The organism is Streptomyces bambusae (assembly GCF_019400985.1).
GTDB lineage: Bacteria > Actinomycetota > Actinomycetes > Streptomycetales > Streptomycetaceae > Streptomyces > Streptomyces bambusae_A.
The window spans coordinates 13,401-27,600 of record NZ_WTFF01000067.1 but is presented as its reverse complement, the minus strand read 5'-3'; the positions used below and the strand labels follow the sequence as shown (position 1 = coordinate 27,600).

General features: G+C 73.3%; 10 protein-coding genes. 5 read left to right on the top strand and 5 right to left on the bottom strand.

Annotated elements, in window-relative coordinates:
• Both GPJ59_RS12355 and GPJ59_RS12350 read right to left on the bottom strand, forming a co-directional pair.
• Positions 1-1,131: hypothetical protein (locus GPJ59_RS12355; RefSeq protein WP_219667112.1), on the bottom strand; the 1,131-nt coding region annotated here is incomplete at its 3' end.
• Positions 1,128-4,712, bottom strand: a complete 3,585-nt coding sequence (locus GPJ59_RS12350) for an FtsX-like permease family protein (protein ID WP_219667111.1) — start codon at positions 4,710-4,712, stop codon at positions 1,128-1,130. The genes GPJ59_RS12350 and GPJ59_RS12355, both read right to left, overlap by 4 nt.
• 195 nt (positions 4,713-4,907) lie before the next feature.
• On the opposite strand from GPJ59_RS12350, the gene GPJ59_RS12345 reads away from it, so the two are divergent.
• The 3 genes from GPJ59_RS12345 (at position 4,908) to GPJ59_RS12335 (ending at position 6,976) form a co-directional block, all read left to right on the top strand.
• Positions 4,908-5,756 carry an ABC transporter ATP-binding protein gene (locus GPJ59_RS12345; RefSeq protein ID WP_219667110.1) on the top strand — a complete coding sequence of 283 codons (849 nt, stop codon included), beginning with the start codon at positions 4,908-4,910 and terminating at the stop codon, positions 5,754-5,756.
• A 264-nt stretch (positions 5,757-6,020) separates the two neighbouring features.
• Positions 6,021-6,620 (top strand): RNA polymerase sigma factor, encoded by a 600-nt coding sequence (locus tag GPJ59_RS12340; RefSeq protein WP_219667109.1) that lies wholly within the window; start codon positions 6,021-6,023, stop codon positions 6,618-6,620.
• Between the two features lie 41 nt (positions 6,621-6,661).
• The gene (locus tag GPJ59_RS12335) at positions 6,662-6,976 is read left to right on the top strand and encodes a hypothetical protein (protein ID WP_219667115.1); all 315 of its coding nucleotides are present in this window, start codon (positions 6,662-6,664) and stop codon (positions 6,974-6,976) included.
• A gap of 100 nt (positions 6,977-7,076) precedes the next feature.
• On the opposite strand, the gene GPJ59_RS12330 is transcribed toward GPJ59_RS12335, so the two are convergent.
• Positions 7,077-8,723 (bottom strand): CocE/NonD family hydrolase, encoded by a 1,647-nt coding sequence (locus GPJ59_RS12330; RefSeq protein ID WP_308120262.1) that lies wholly within the window; start codon positions 8,721-8,723, stop codon positions 7,077-7,079.
• Positions 8,724-9,154: 431 nt separating this feature from the next.
• Here GPJ59_RS12330 and GPJ59_RS12325 point away from each other — a divergent pair, with 431 nt between their 5' ends.
• The gene (locus GPJ59_RS12325) at positions 9,155-10,798 is read left to right on the top strand and encodes an ATP-binding cassette domain-containing protein (protein ID WP_308120261.1); all 1,644 of its coding nucleotides are present in this window, start codon (positions 9,155-9,157) and stop codon (positions 10,796-10,798) included.
• Positions 10,799-11,089: 291 nt separating this feature from the next.
• Here GPJ59_RS12325 and GPJ59_RS12320 read toward each other — a convergent pair whose 3' ends face one another.
• Complete coding sequence (locus GPJ59_RS12320; RefSeq protein WP_219667102.1) at positions 11,090-11,725, bottom strand: PASTA domain-containing protein; 636 nt, start codon at positions 11,723-11,725, stop codon at positions 11,090-11,092.
• Positions 11,726-11,863: 138 nt separating this feature from the next.
• Positions 11,864-12,961, bottom strand: coding sequence for a carboxylate-amine ligase (locus tag GPJ59_RS12315; protein ID WP_258024283.1), 1,098 nt, complete (start codon positions 12,959-12,961; stop codon positions 11,864-11,866).
• Positions 12,962-13,113: 152 nt separating this feature from the next.
• Here GPJ59_RS12315 and GPJ59_RS12310 point away from each other — a divergent pair, with 152 nt between their 5' ends.
• A complete protein-coding gene (locus GPJ59_RS12310) occupies positions 13,114-14,181 on the top strand; it encodes an NAD(P)/FAD-dependent oxidoreductase (protein ID WP_219667100.1) in 1,068 nt (355 codons plus the stop codon).
• The last annotated feature ends 19 nt before the right edge of the window (positions 14,182-14,200 follow it).

Sequence of the window (14,200 nt, the reverse complement as noted above, 5' to 3'; positions counted from 1 at the left end):
CCCGGCGAGCGCGCCGGCCAGGCACAGGACGACGAAGGCGACCCCGCCGACCCCGGCGGGTCCGATCGCGGCCAGCGGTGCCGCGGCCTGGCTGCGGGCGCGGGCCTGGGCGAACAGCTCGGGCAGCCGCGAGCTGGTCCGGAGCAGGTCGCGCCGGGTCTCCACGACGAGTTCGGCGGCGGTGGGCCCGGCGGTGTACGAGGCGATCTCCCGCTCCGTGGCGTCGAGCCGGTCCGCCCGCATGGGGCCGATGTCCACCGGAAGCCGCCAGAAGTCCATGGCGGTACGGCTCCAGCTGTCCAGCCGGGGAAGGTCGCCGGCGCCGACGAGGGCATCGGCGACCCAGAAGAGCCGCTCCCCGGAAGTGCGCTCGCAGGCACGTGTGAGGCATCCCAGGTCCAGCCAGAAGTCCTCGGTCTCGTCCGGGACCGTGTAGATGCCGACGACCTCCGCACGGGGTGTGCCGCCGAGCACGGGCGCGGTGGCCAGCACCGATCCCAGGCGGGCACCGATGGTCCGGGCGGCGTGCTGCGAGAGCGCGATCTGCAGGGGCGGCGCGTCCGCAGCGGCAGCGCCGGAGGGGCTGGAGGGGCCGGAGGGGCCGGAGGGGCTGCTTGCAGCGCCTGCGGCGGGTGTGTCGCTGGGCCAGCGCCCCTCCACGAGCTGTACGTGTGCCTCGGCATGCCGTACGTACAGCAGGGACATCATGGGCGGGAGGCCCGACGGAGCGGACAGTCCCGGATTCAGCAGCGGCTGCCTGTTGAGGGTCCGGCTGCCGTACACCACCGCGCCCGGGTCGACGTGGAAGCTGCCTCCGGTGCGCGCGAGCAGGGCCTGCCGCGTCGCATCGAGGAGCTCCGGGCTCTGCCCGTTCACCGGGGGCGGCGCGGTCGCCAGCAGGCTGGTGTCGCTCGGCCCGCTGGCCCGGAGGAAGGACCGCAGAGCCTGGTCGGCCCCCCGGTCCTGGGCCCGCGGCAGCGCGGCGGCCAGCAGGACGGCGACGAACGCCAGCGCGGCGCCGAGCACGGTGGCCAGCGGGGCGGCCCGCAACCGGGTCCTGACCCACGGCGCCGGCCGCGGCGGCGGAGCGGACGGCGGCGGCGGGGTGGTGGAGGGCGGCGGGGTGGTCACATCTCCTCCACGGGGCGCAGCCGGGCGGCGATGTCGCGGCCCTGGGGGCCGCTCAGCGCGGCCGACAGCAGGGGCACGGCCGCGATGGCGGCGGCCGTCAGCAAGGTCTGCCAGAACGGCATGTCCACCCGTACGGGCGGGAACGGCCGCTGTGCGGCGGGGGTCAGCACGACCAGGGGCGCCATCAGGTGGACGAGGGCGACACCCAGGCCGGTCCCGACCGCCGTCCCGAGGGCGATCAGCACCCCGCCCTCGGCGGCGGACGCCCGGGCCAGCGACCGGCGCGGCGTGCCGAGCGCGAGCAGGACCGAGAACTCCCGTCCGCGCACCCGCCGTTCGGCGGCCGTGGAGGTGGCGAAACCGATGGCCGCCAGGACCGCGCATGCGACGGCGAGGGCGGCGAGGGCGCTCTGCGCGCCGGCGCTCAGCGGGCTGTCCAGCAAGGCCGCGGCGATCTCCTCGCGCAGTTGGACGCGCTCGGTCCTGGCTCCCTCGCGGAGCGAGGCCGCCGCGCGGGCCGGGACCGGGTCGGTGGCCGAGGCGGCGGGCAGCCACCACTCGGTGGGCGCGGGCGGCTGCTGACCTGAGGCCTCCAGCAGGAACCGGCCGAGCGCGCGCAGGTCGACGGCGAGCGCCGTACGTCCGACCACGGGGAGGGAGTCCACGGCGGCGGTGATCCGCACCGGGACGGTCACGCCGGCGAACGTGACGGGGACCGTCCGGCCCACGGAGGCTCCGAGGGACCGCAGGTAACGGGTGGTGGCGACGGCCGGGACCTCGGCGGCGGCCGGCGCGACGGGCGCCGGGAACAGCATGGCGTGGACGCCCTTCTCGGTACCGAACCCGCCCCGGTAGCGCAGCCGGAGCAGCTCCGTGGAACCGGCCGGGAGCGGGGAGAGCTCGACGGCCTGCTGGGAGCGGGGCTCCGACGGAGGCGCCAACTGCCAGCCGCCGGCAGCTGCCGGGCCGGGCACGGCCGACGCGACGGACCCGGCGGAGGGGGCGGGCGTCGCAGGCGCGGCGGAGGTGCCAGGCGCGGCAGACGCGCTGGACGGGGCGGACGGGGCGGACGGGGCGGACGGTGCAGACGCGCCGGGCGCGGCGACCGGTACGCCCCCGCCGTCCGCGGTGTCGGCGGCGGCGATCCGGCGCAGGACCAGTTCGCTGCCGGCGCCCGCCGGGCCTTCCACCCCGGCGTACGACAGGCGTATCCCGGCCAGCGTCAGCGGGGCGGCGGCCGAGCCGAGCGGGGCGCCGGTCAGCGCGTCCAGGGGGAACCGGAGGGTGGCCTCGCCGTCGGCGGGCAGGGTGACCAGCGGCGTCCCGTACGTCGCCCCGAACCGGTCGCGCAGCATCAGGCTCACGGCGGCCCAGCTCGTACCGACGGACCGCACCGTCACGTCGAGGTCGATCCGGCGGGGCGAGCCGGGCAGGGCGACGCCGGGGCCCTCCCCGGGGCCGGCGGCAGCCGCGGCGGCACCGTTGCCGGCGGTGCCGGTGGCAGCGGCGCCAGTGCCCGCGGTGCCAGTTCCGGCGGTACCGGTGCCAGTGCCCGCGGTGCCAGTGCCCGCGGTGCCAGTGCCCGCGGTGCCAGTGCCCGCGGTGCCAGTGCCCGCGGTGCCGGTGCCGGCAGTGCGAGTGCCCGCCGCAAGCGGTGCGAACAGTTCCCGCATCCCCTGTCCGCCGCGCAGGTCCGCGCGCAGCGGCACCCGTTCGCCGGCCTTGGCCGCGTCCAGCGCCACGAGGTCGGCGGTTCCCTCACCCGGCAGCTGCTGCTCCTGGCGGACCACGGGTATGAAGCGCTCACCGCCCGGCAGTGCCCCGTAGCGTCCGCCCTGCCCCATCGCGGACACGGCGCTGCCGGAGATCCGCAGGCCCCCCGCGGTCGCGAAGTCGGCCTGATCGCGCTGGGACGCGGACCAGGCGGTGTGCTGGCCGAGGGCCAGAATGCCGCTGGCGACGGCGAGGACCAGCAGCAGTACGGGCCCGGTGGCGCGCCCGGGCCGCCGCGCGAGCTGCCAGCCGAACAGGGCCGGGCCCAGGCTCCGGCCGCGCGCCGCCAACAGCCCCCCGGCGCGCGCCGCGAACGGCAGCACCCGCAGGACCAGCAGCGTGCCCGCGCACAGGGCGAGGGTCGGGGCGGCGACCAGGACCGGGTCCACGCCGAGCCCGCCGCCCGGTGCGGGGACGTCCGTCCCCCCGTAACGCGACAGCTGCTGGTAGCCGAGCACGGCGAGGACCACCACGGCCAGGTCCACGCCGGAGCGGGCGGCGCCCGTCACCAGGGCCTGCCTGCTGCCGACACGGCGCAGTACGGCGGCCGAGGCGCCGCGCAGGAGGGAGGGCAGGGTGGTGAGCAGGACGCAGGCCAGGGCGCAGCCGGCCGCGACCGGCCACACCAGCCAGGTGTCCGGGATCTGCGGGCGGACCTGCCCGAGTGGCCCGAACCGGCCGAACAGGCGCAGCAGGGGCGGTGTGAGCAGCGGCGCCAGGACGGCCGCGGGCAGGGCGAGCAGCAGCGACTCGACCGCGGTCAGCGCACCGAGGCGCCGGCGGGAGGCGCCGCGCGCGGTGAGCAGGACCCGTTCCGGCTCCTGGCGGACCGTCATGATGTGGGAGACGAGGAGCAGCGCGGCGGCCGAGAGAACGGCGAGCTGGAGTCCGCCCATCAGCAGGGTGGACCGGGCGACGCGCAGCCCTGAGTCCAACTCTGCGAGCGCAGTGGGAAGTTCGGTGGCGGCCTGGAGCGAGGCGGTGCGCTGGAGGGAGGCCGCTGCGGGTTCGGTCGCGGTCCGGACGGCCTCGGCCTCGGCCGTGCGGATCGTGCTCAGGTCCGGGGTGAGCAGCGTGGCGCGGTAGTTCTGGAGCAGGCCGCCGGCGGTGAAGGCGCTGTCGTCGACCAGGAACGGGCCGTAGGTGGCGAAGGTGTTGACCTGGATCTCGCGGCCGCCGAGCGGGTCGAGCCGCCAGTACGCGGCGTCCGGGTCGGCGGCCCGGTACACGCCGGTGACCAGCACCGTCAGCGCAGGTCCGCCGAACCGGTCGTCCAGCCGGACCGGTGCGGGCAGCGCGGACTCGGCGAGGCCCAGCCGCGCCAGCGCCGTGCGCGGCACGGCCACCTGCATCGGTGCCGCCGGGGCACCGGCCGCGGTGGCGGCAGCACCGGCGGTGACCGGCCGGGGCCACTCGCCGGCGAGCAGTTGTACGTGCTCCCGGCCGAGTGCGGCGAGCAGGGTGAGGTCGGCGTCGCGGCCCGAAGCGGCAGCGCCGGGCAATCCGTACGACCGGCTGCGGGCCACGCTCTCGGACGCCACCGCAAGCCGCCCGAACACCTCGTCCGCGAAGGCCCGGACGGACTCGTCGTCCGTGGTGCGGGCGGAGGCGGGATGCCCGCTGCTGATCACGACGGTGGTCCGGGCCTGTTCCGGGCCGGTCAGCGCCCGCCGAAGCCCTTCCTCGCCCACGCCACGGGTGAAGGCGGTCAGTGCGGTCAGCGCGGTGGCGGTGATCAGAGTGGTGAGCAGTACGGCGACAGCGAGCGGCCATCGCCCGCGCAGCCGGCGTACGACGAAGCCGAGCACGTGTCAGTTCCTCCCCGGTCCGGACTCCAGGGACCGGATAGCGGACGATGTTGTCAGATTCGGGCGATAGGAGGAAGGGACTTGCGTGATTGTTGTGACAGATGCGCAAATGCGGTCACATAGCTGTAGTGGCAGGCACACGGAACGCGGAGCCCAGGCGCTCCGCTCGGTCAACTCGGCGGGGGCAGAGCTCTGATGACGGATCACCAGCACTCGACGGCGGCGGACAGGTCAGGCGCGGACGCGACCGCGGAGGACACGACCGCGGAGATCACGACGGCGTCGGTCACGACCGCGGAGGTCACGACGGCGTCGGCCCCGTCAAGGACGGGCGAAGGCGACGGCGACACACCCGTCGTGGTGGTGGACGACGTGCACCACAGCTTCGGCAGCGGACCGCAGGCCGTCCACGCCCTGCGCGGCGTGTCCTTCGAGGTCCGACGCGGTGAACTCACCGCCCTCAGGGGCCGGTCCGGCTCCGGCAAGACCACGTTGCTGAACCTCGTCGGCGGCCTCGACACCCCGACCGCCGGCCGGATCACCCTCGACGGCACCGACCTGGCATCCCTCGACGAGCCGGGCCTGCTCGCCCTGCGCCGCGACCGCATCGGATTCGTCTTCCAGTCCTTCGGCCTGATCCCCGTCCTCACCGCCGCGGAGAACGTCGGCGTACCGATGCGGCTGCGCCGCATGCCCGCCAAGGAGCGCGAGGAACGCGCCCGGACGCTGCTCGCCCTGGTCGGTCTCGCGGACCACGCCGAACAGCGCCCCGGCGAACTCTCCGGCGGCCAGCAGCAACGCGTCGCCGTGGCTCGCGCGTTGGCCAACGAGCCCGACCTGATCATCGCGGACGAACCCACGGGCCAGCTCGACTCGGAGACCGGCCGGGCGATCATGGAACTGCTGCGCGCGGTGGTGCGCAGCGAGTCGGTCACCATCCTCGTCGCCACCCACGACCCCAACCTGATCGAACTCGCCGACCGGGTCGTGGAACTCCGCGACGGCCGCATCGTCGGGACCGACACGAGCGCCGCCGGCGCGTAGCAACGACACGTCACGGGCCGGCGAAGGAACTCAAGAGGAAACTTCGGCTGCCGCGGTGAATCCTTTCGGGACCTCCCCGTCTCTTATCCGTGTACCGGCCGAACGGGCCGGCGGAACCGGGAGGAAACACCCATGATGGTCACTGGCCTCGTCGTCGTCGGAGTGCTGCTCGTCGGCGCGTGCAGCTGGCATCTGATGCGGCGCTACAAGAGCCGCAGCTGACCAGCACCTGCACCCGAAGCACCTTCCGAGAACGAGGAACACATGAACCGACGCTTCCCCTGGCCGGACGAACGGCTGATCAGGGCCGCCCAGGACGGCGACGTCACTTCGCTCACCACCGTCGTGATGGAATCGCAGCCTCATGTGCGCAAGTTCGCCGTATCGCTGTGCGCCTCGCCGCAGGACGCGGAGGACGCGGCCCAGGAAGCGCTGATCATCCTCTACCGGAAGATCGGCACCTTGCGGGCCAGCGGCGCGCTCGCCTCATGGATGTTCCGGATCGTGCGCAACGAATGCCTCCGCCAGGTTCGGCTGCTCGTCTCGCGGAGCGACGAGGCGTCGGCCGAACCCGAGGCGTCCGCGGAACCGTCCGCCGAGGACGCGGTGTTGCGCAGGTTGGAGGCGGAGCGGATCGCGGCCGCGGTCAGCGCCCTGCCCCATGACCAGCGGCAGATCCTGATCATGCGGGACGTGCAGGGCCTGCCCGGCAGGACGGTGGCCCACGCCCTCGGCCTGAGCAACGCCGCGATGAAATCGCGGCTGCACAGAGCCCGCGCAGCACTGCGCCTCTCCCTGGCGGTGCCCGACCAGGCACCCGACCGAACCATCGACCACCCAGTCGAAGGAGCCTCACGACCATGAACACCACGAAGCCCGCACAGGGCACGCAGGGAACGCAGGGCATGCAGGGCATGCCGGCCCAGCCCTCCGCACAATCCCCGGCGCGCCGGACGAACTTCGCCAGCAAGTCCGTCCCGCGCCACCTGGCACGCGGCGCCATCGGGTTCGGGCTGATCGCCGGCTCGATCGCCCTGGTGCCCGTCGCCGGGCCGGCAACCCTGCTGGCCGCCCCGTTGGCCCTGATCGCCTTCCGCGGCTGCCCCACCTGCTGGATGGTCGGCCTGGCCCAGACCATCTCCCGCGGCCGCCTGGAGCGCCAGTGCACGGACGGAGTCTGCACCCTCACCAAGGCACACCCGGCGGGGAGGGCGGCGTAGGCGGCGGCAGGAGGTGGAGTCCAGCAGGCAGCCCGCGACTCCTTCACGTGGGGGGCCGGAGCGGGCGGCCGATGGGTTCCATCCGCTCCGGCCCTGGCGGTCAGGCCAGCGGAATGTCCAGGTAGGACGGGTTCCCGTCGGGTGAGGTGACGGTGAGGGTGGTGCCCTGGCCGTTGGAGTCGGCGTAGAACGGGTCCTGAGTGTCGATGACCAGCATCAGGCGGTGCCCGGCCGCGACGTCGTAGCCGGTGGCCTGGAGGTCGAGCCGGACGGCCTCCGGTTCGCCGGTGCTGCCGTCGGTCCGGGTGAAGGGGGCGTGGGTGATGATGTGCGCGCTGTCGTCCGGGTCGACGTCGAAGAGGTGGGCGACGAAGGTCGAACCGCCGTTGCTGGAGGCGTAGTTGAGCTGGAGTCCCGGGGTGCCGCGCAGCCGCGCGGTCCGGGTGAGGGGCGGGCCCACCCACACGCCGGCGGCGGTGCGGCTGATGTCGCGGGTCGGGTAGGGCTTGGGGTTGCCCGCCATCTCGGCGTAGCCGGCCTTGATGATCGAGTCGGCGACGGTGGCCGGGGTGTCGGCGCCCGTGCCGATGGTGCGGGTCCAGCCGTTCTCGGGCTTGTCGGTGAGGGCGCCGTCACCGGTGTCCGCCCCGGCGCCGGTGAGATACAGCCGCTGCGGATCGCCGGTGGAGTCGTGCCAGGTGGCGGAGGCCTCGAGGGTGCCGCTCCACATCACCTGGCTGACCAACTCGCCTTCCTTGTCGATCCCGTTGGCCTCGCCCTTGAGGTGATGGTTCATCCAGCGGTGCGCGTCCTGCCAGATGCGGTTGGGCAGGCCGAGGATGCCGCTCATCTCGGGGCTGGAGTGGTCGCCGATGGAGTAGTCGAGCCGCTTGGGCCCCTCCAGGGCGTTGAACATCTTCAACGTCTGGTTGTTGGGGAACAGCGTCTCGTGCCAGGCCTGCGCGAAGAACACGGGGACGCGCCGCTGGTTGAGCCGGTCCCGGTGGGTGTACGGGGACCGGTCCCGGGCCCACTCCAGCGTCTGCTCGATGTTCCGCCCGGCCAGTACGTCGTCGAAGACCTGCCGGGTGCGGGCGCTGAGCCGGGCGTTCTTGGCGGCACCGAGCAGGGCGGCCACCGAGGCGACGTGCCGGGTCTCGTTCTCGTAGAAGGCCTCGCCGAGGTCGCCCCAGGTGCTGAGCGCGGCCACCGCCTGCACGCGGTCGTCGTGCGCGGCGACGAGCTGGCTGATGCCGGAGCCGTACGAGTCGCCGAGGAACCCGACGCCGGTCACGGTGCCGCCGGTCTGGTCGAGGAGGTGGTCCAGCGCGGCGCTGCCGTCCGCCACGTCGTCGGACCCTGCGACCTCCACCTCACCGCCGGACTGGCCGAAGCCGCGGGCCGTGTAGGCGAGGACGTGGTAGCCGTTCAGCGCGAAGAGGGTGCCCTGCACCGCGTACGCCAGCCAGCCCAGGTCCGTCCACGGGGACGGCATCACGATCGCCGGACGGTCCCGGCCGTCGTGGTGCGTCCACAGGTACCCGGCGAGCTCGATCCCGCCGTCTCCGGGTACGCGCACGCGCCGCATCTGGAGCAGCGCCCGCGCCCGGGTGACTTCTTCCACGCGGGTGGTGGACAGCCCTGCGGTGTCTCCGCTCTCCAGCGAGTGGACGAACCGCAGGAGGGTGGCTTCGTCCAGCTCGGGGTAGAGGCTGACCGGTGCCTGTTCCTGTGCCTGTGAGCTCACGCCAGAACTCCCTTCGTACCGGCGCCGGCAGTGCTGGTCGCCTGGCTTCGACGCCGATGTTGCTCTTACGAGGATGGCCGCGGCGACGGGGTGCTTGGGGTGCATTTAAGGGGAATGGCCGGAACGAGACATTCCAGGCTGATTTATGCCCGTTTTTCGGACGGGCCCATGGGGCAGCGGGCGCGATGAGCGGTCCAGCCGCAGCGCCGCCGGACCCCAGGGGCCGCGCCCCCCAGTCCAGGCATCAGGACCCGGCTCCTGACCCGGCTCCCGACCCGGAGCCCACAATCCCCCGCCCGGGTGACAAGACCTGTTCGAGCGAGTTTCGACGCCACCACCACAGGCACGCCAAGCCCACCAGGCCGGACCAGGAACGTTCCGAGGCCGGTCGCGGCATCGCCCAGGCGGTCGGTCTGGTCGCCGTCAACAGCGTGCTCGGCCACATCCTCGCGGGTGGCAGCACCAACGAGCGCCTCGGCCAGGCCTTACCCGCGCTCACGGTCGTGGCGGTCACGGCGTTCCTCGGCTCCCTGCTGCGCTCGGCGTCGACGGCGGCCACCGGCGCCCTGGAGCCGAAGGTGCAGCGGGTGGCCACGGAGCAGTACCTGGGTCTGGTGCACTGTAAGGAGCCATCGGCGATCGAGGACGACGAGTTCCACCGGCTCCTGGACGCGGCCCGGTACGGCGCGGACTCCGCCCGGCGCGTGATCCGCTACTGCACCAACACCCTGAACGCGGCGGTGTCGTTGATCGCCGCCGCCGGGGTGCTCACCGTCCTGCACACGGTGCTGCTGCCGCTGCTGGTTCTGATGACCCTGCCGAGTGCGTGGAGTTCGCTGATGATCTCCCGTCAGAAGTACATCTCCTTCCACGCCTTCGTCCAGCACGCCCGGGCCGGGCACCTCCTCGGCCAGTTGCTGACCCAGAAGGAGGCGGCGGCAGAAGTCCGCGTCCACGGCGTCGGGCCGTTCCTGCTGGGCCACTTCCGGACCATGGCCGAGACCAGCGAGCGCGAGCAGACCCGGCTCGCCCGCCGGGCCGCGCGCATCGGCCTCGTCGCCGACGGCGCCGGCGGTACGGCCACCCTGCTCACCTACGGAGCGCTCGGGCTGCTGCTGTGGGGCGGAGCCATGGATCTCGCGGTCGCCGGCACGGCCGTCCTCGCCATCCGAAGCGGCGCCGCCAGCCTGGACACGCTCGTGCTGCAGATCACCGAGCTGCACCAGGAGAGCCTGTTCGTCGCCGACTTCGAGCAGCTGTGCCGGGAAGCGAGGACGAGGGCGATCCCCAGCGGCGGGCACGCGCTGCCCGAGCGGCTGCGGGAGGTCCGGTTCGAGAAGGTCACCTTCACCTACCCCGGCAGCACCGGCACGACGCCGGAGCCGACCTTGCGCGAGGTCAGTCTGGCCTTCCCGACCGGCAAGATCATCGCACTGGTGGGTGAGAACGGCTCCGGGAAGTCCACGCTGGTCAAGCTGCTGTCCGGCCTGTACCTGCCCGACGAGGGCAGCGGGACGATCTGGTGGGACGACGTCGACGCCCGCACCGCCGACCGCGATCAGCTCTTCGCCCGGGTCGCGCTGATGTCGCAGGACTTCTACCACTGGCCGTTCACCTACCGGGTGAACGTCGGCATCGGCCAGCCCGGGCAGGCCATCGACGACGACGCCGTCGAGGCGGCTGCCGCGTTCTCCGGAGCCGACGCGGTCCTCGCGGACCTGCCGCGCGGGCTCGGCACACTGCTGGCGCGCGGCTACCGCGGCGGGCACCAGAGCTCCGGCGGCCAGTGGCAGCGCATCGGCATCGCGCGGGCCAAGTACCGGCAGGCGGAGATCCTGATCGTGGACGAGCCCACCAGCGCCCTGGACGCGGTCGCGGAGCAGCGGGTCTTCGACCAGATCAGGGCCTTGGCCGCGACCACGGGCCAGACGATCGTGCTGATCACCCACCGCCTGCACTCCGTACGCCACGCCGACCTCATCCACGTCCTCAAGGACGGCCGGGTCGCGGAGTCGGGCACCTTCGAGGAGCTGATGGACGCAGCGACGGGCACCGGGGACTTCCGCGACGCCTAACTGGTCCAGGCAGCAGCCTTCGACGCCACGATCCCGACCCAGCCCGCCGGCGACCACGACGTCGTCGTACGCACCGAGGACCACGCATGACCTCCGCAACCGAGGCCGAGGCGGGCGGAGGCCGAGGCGGGCGGAGGCCGAGGCCGCCGGGACGAACGACCGCCTGACGGCGGGATTCCACGAGCCGCGGTCACACCCCGACCGGCGCACGGTGCCGGTGGACGTGCACGGACGGGCACGACCACGTGCGCGCCCCAGCCGGATCCGCGGCGAGAACCGTGGTCCAGGTGGTCAGGGGCAGCCCTCCCCGAACTTCACCACGGTGAAGGAGACCGGCTGGCCGGTGAACCGGGCGCCGCCGGCCGGGTCCTGAGTGCACACCTGCCAGTTGGTCTCCTGGAGGACCATACGGTCCTGTTTGGCGTCCTTGACCGTGATGCTCGCGTTGGCGGGGAGGGCCTCGCGGGCGACCCTCATCGACTTGCCGACGAGGGCGGGCATGGTGCCTGCGGCTGCGGTGGGTGCGGGGGCCTCCGTGGCCGGGCAGCTCTCCTCGACCTTGACCGCCCCGAGGTCGATCTTCGTGGCGGTGTCGACGGCGCCGCCAGGCGCGGGTGTCTGGGTGCAGACCTTCCAGCCGCGGTCGAGGACCTGTGCGCGGCCGCGGCCGAGGGAGTCGTGCGAGGTCAGGGAGTAGAAGCCGGCGGCCTGCGCCTCGTCCTGAGCCACTTGGAGGCCCTTGCCGACGAGGTCGGGGAGCGTCGCCGTCTTGGCGGCGGTCTTCGGTGCGGAGGTCGGGCCGGACGGTGTGGTCGAGGCCGGCTTGGTGTCGGTGCCGGACGTGCCGGGTGCCGGGTCGCAGGCGGTGAGGGTGAGGCCCAGCAGTGCGGCTGCCGCGAGTGCGGCAGAGCTGTGATGAGTGCGCATCAGGACATTTTGGGCCCCTGGTGCCGGGCGTACGGGTGGTGTGATCATGCTGTGACCTACGAAGCCCGGCGCGACGGCGGACATGGCTTCGACCGCCGGGCGGCCGGGCGGCCGGCGAGGGGTTCGCGGATGATGGCGTCAGTCGCAGGCCTGGTCGGCGGCGTTGACGGCTTGCATGAGGGCGTCCACGACGGCCGAGGGGCTGTCGCCTTTCCGGTGGGCTGCGCGTTGGCGTTCGGCGCCGTTACCGATGGTGCGCAGGCGGGCCCAGCCGGTGGTGACCGTGTCCAGGTCGCCGTGGTGCAGCAGGGCGGGACGGAGATCGTCCAGCATCCGCTCGATGAGCGTGGCGGCCGGCTGGAGGCGCCGGGCATGCAGGTCCACTGCGTCTCCGGTCAGGCCGTCGCGGGCGGCGCGCCAGCACGCGGTCCGCAGAAGGTCCGACGGCGGACGGAGGGCGGGCTTGCCCGCCTCGATGTCCGCGAGGGCGGTGGCGACGAGGGCCCGGGTGACCGCGGCGAGCAGCACGGTGTCGGCGACGGTGGGTGTGGCGTCGAAGGCCCGGATCTCCAGGGTGGGCACGTGGTGGGAGGGGCGGATGTCCCAGTAGAGTCCGCCGCGGTCCATGATGGTTCCGGTCGCCGTGAGGTCCTCGACGAGAGCGTCGAAGTGCGCCGTCGAGTCGAAGTGCGGTGGCGGTCCGGCAGCCGGCCAGCGGGCCCAAGCCAGGGTGCGCCAGCTCGCGTATCCGGTGTCCCGTCCCTGCCAGTACGGGGAGTTGGCGGCGAGGGCGACCAACTGCGGCAGTCGGCTGCGCAGATGGTTGCTGACCTGCAGGGCCAGGTCCGCGTCGGGGATGCCGATGTGCAGGTGGCAGGCGCAGATGGTCTGTTCGTCGTCCAGAGCGCCGAACATCGCCACGCTCCGGGCGTACCGGGGACCGTCGGTCACCGCGAGCGGATGGGGCTGGGGCAGGACGGGCGTGCCGGTGGAGACGACACGCAGGCCATGCCGGGCGGCTGCGCGTACGACGGCCGTGCGCATGGCACGGACCTGCTCCGCGAAGGCGGCCAGGCTGGTGTGGGGGTCGGTGCGCGCCTCGACCTGGTAGCAGGTGATCTCCGTGGTGACCCGCTCGCCCAGTTCGGCGGAGGCGTCGGACACCACCTTCTGGGCCTCCGGTCTCAGCTGTCTGGTGACCGGGTCGACCAGCAGGTACTCTTCCTCGGCTCCCATGGTCAGAGCCCGTCTGCGCCAGCTTGCCGTGGGGGCGCCGTAGCCGGTGGCCGAACCGGCTCCTTCCGGTACCGCGGGTGTCCGCCCTTCACTGGTCACGGTAATCATCCTGTCACCGACAGCGATGCCGAAACCTTTTCCCCGGGAGTGACATGCGCGAGCGGACCGAGATCCTGATCGCCGGCGGCGGTCCCGGCGGGGCCACGGCGGCCGCTCTCCTCGCGCGGCAGGGCTTCGAAGTGACGGTGCTGGAGCGGGACCGCTTCCACCGGTACCACATCGGCGAGTCGCTACTGCCGTCGCTGCTCCCCGTCCTCGACGCGATGGGCGCGCGCGAGGTCGTCGAGGGGCACGGCTTCGTCCGCAAGACCGGCGCCTTCTACGGCTGGGGCGGCGAGGAGTGGTCCCTGGGCTTCGACGAGCCCCACCGGCCCGCCCCCTACAGCTTCCAGGTCGTCCGCGGGGAGTTCGACCACCTGCTGCTGAACCACGCCCGCAGCCAGGGCGCCCTCGTACGGCAGGAGACCAGCGTCCGCCAGGTCGCGCTGCCGGCCGGCCGGGCGACGGAAGCCACCTGGACCACCCGCGACGGCCGCGAAGGCACCACCGCCTTCCGGTACTTCATCGACGCCGTCTACCACCGGGCGCTGGAGCAGTCCCCCCACCTGACCCGGATCCTCGCCCACGCCCGCCTCGTCACCCCGGCCAAGGTCGAGAGCGACTACTCCTACGTCAGCCGCGCCTTCTGGACCTGGACCCCTACCCCCGTCTCGTCCCGGCACCCGTGGGCCTCGGACCTGCGGGTCGTGCGGGTGGCGCGGACTCACCCTCCTGCATGTGAGAACGCGTTTCGCCGATTTCCTACGGCGCTCCCGCCGCGGGTCCGAGAACCGCGTCAGCACTCTCGCGGGTGGCACCGTGCAGAGAGCCATCTCCCAAGGCCATCGCGTGGCGGGTTACGGGGCCTCGCAGGCGGCCGGCGCCATGCTCGGCGTGCTCGGCGACGTCACGGCGGCCGCCCTGCGGACCCGGCACGGCGAACTCCGCCTGCGGATGGCGGTGGAGGCAGCCGGGCGCCGGCCGGACCGGCGCGACGATGTACGCGCCCGCGCCGGTACCGCGGCGCCCGCCGACGGGTACGGGGGGTGAACTGTCCCGGGCGATTCGCATGCCGTCGGGCAGAGGTGGGAATAGCCCGGGTACTCATGTCCACGGAGTGAGCAATCCTGGGGGGAAGCA

Coding starts and splice junctions, on each gene's coding strand:
- GPJ59_RS12315 (WP_258024283.1), bottom strand. CDS start 12,961: ATGGGAGCCGAGGAAGAGTACCTGCTGGTCGACCCGGTCACCAGACAG.
- GPJ59_RS12340 (WP_219667109.1), top strand. CDS start 6,021: ATGAACCGACGCTTCCCCTGGCCGGACGAACGGCTGATCAGGGCCGCC.
- GPJ59_RS12310 (WP_219667100.1), top strand. CDS start 13,114: ATGCGCGAGCGGACCGAGATCCTGATCGCCGGCGGCGGTCCCGGCGGG.
- GPJ59_RS12320 (WP_219667102.1), bottom strand. CDS start 11,725: ATGCGCACTCATCACAGCTCTGCCGCACTCGCGGCAGCCGCACTGCTG.
- GPJ59_RS12335 (WP_219667115.1), top strand. CDS start 6,662: ATGCAGGGCATGCCGGCCCAGCCCTCCGCACAATCCCCGGCGCGCCGG.
- GPJ59_RS12345 (WP_219667110.1), top strand. CDS start 4,908: ATGACGGATCACCAGCACTCGACGGCGGCGGACAGGTCAGGCGCGGAC.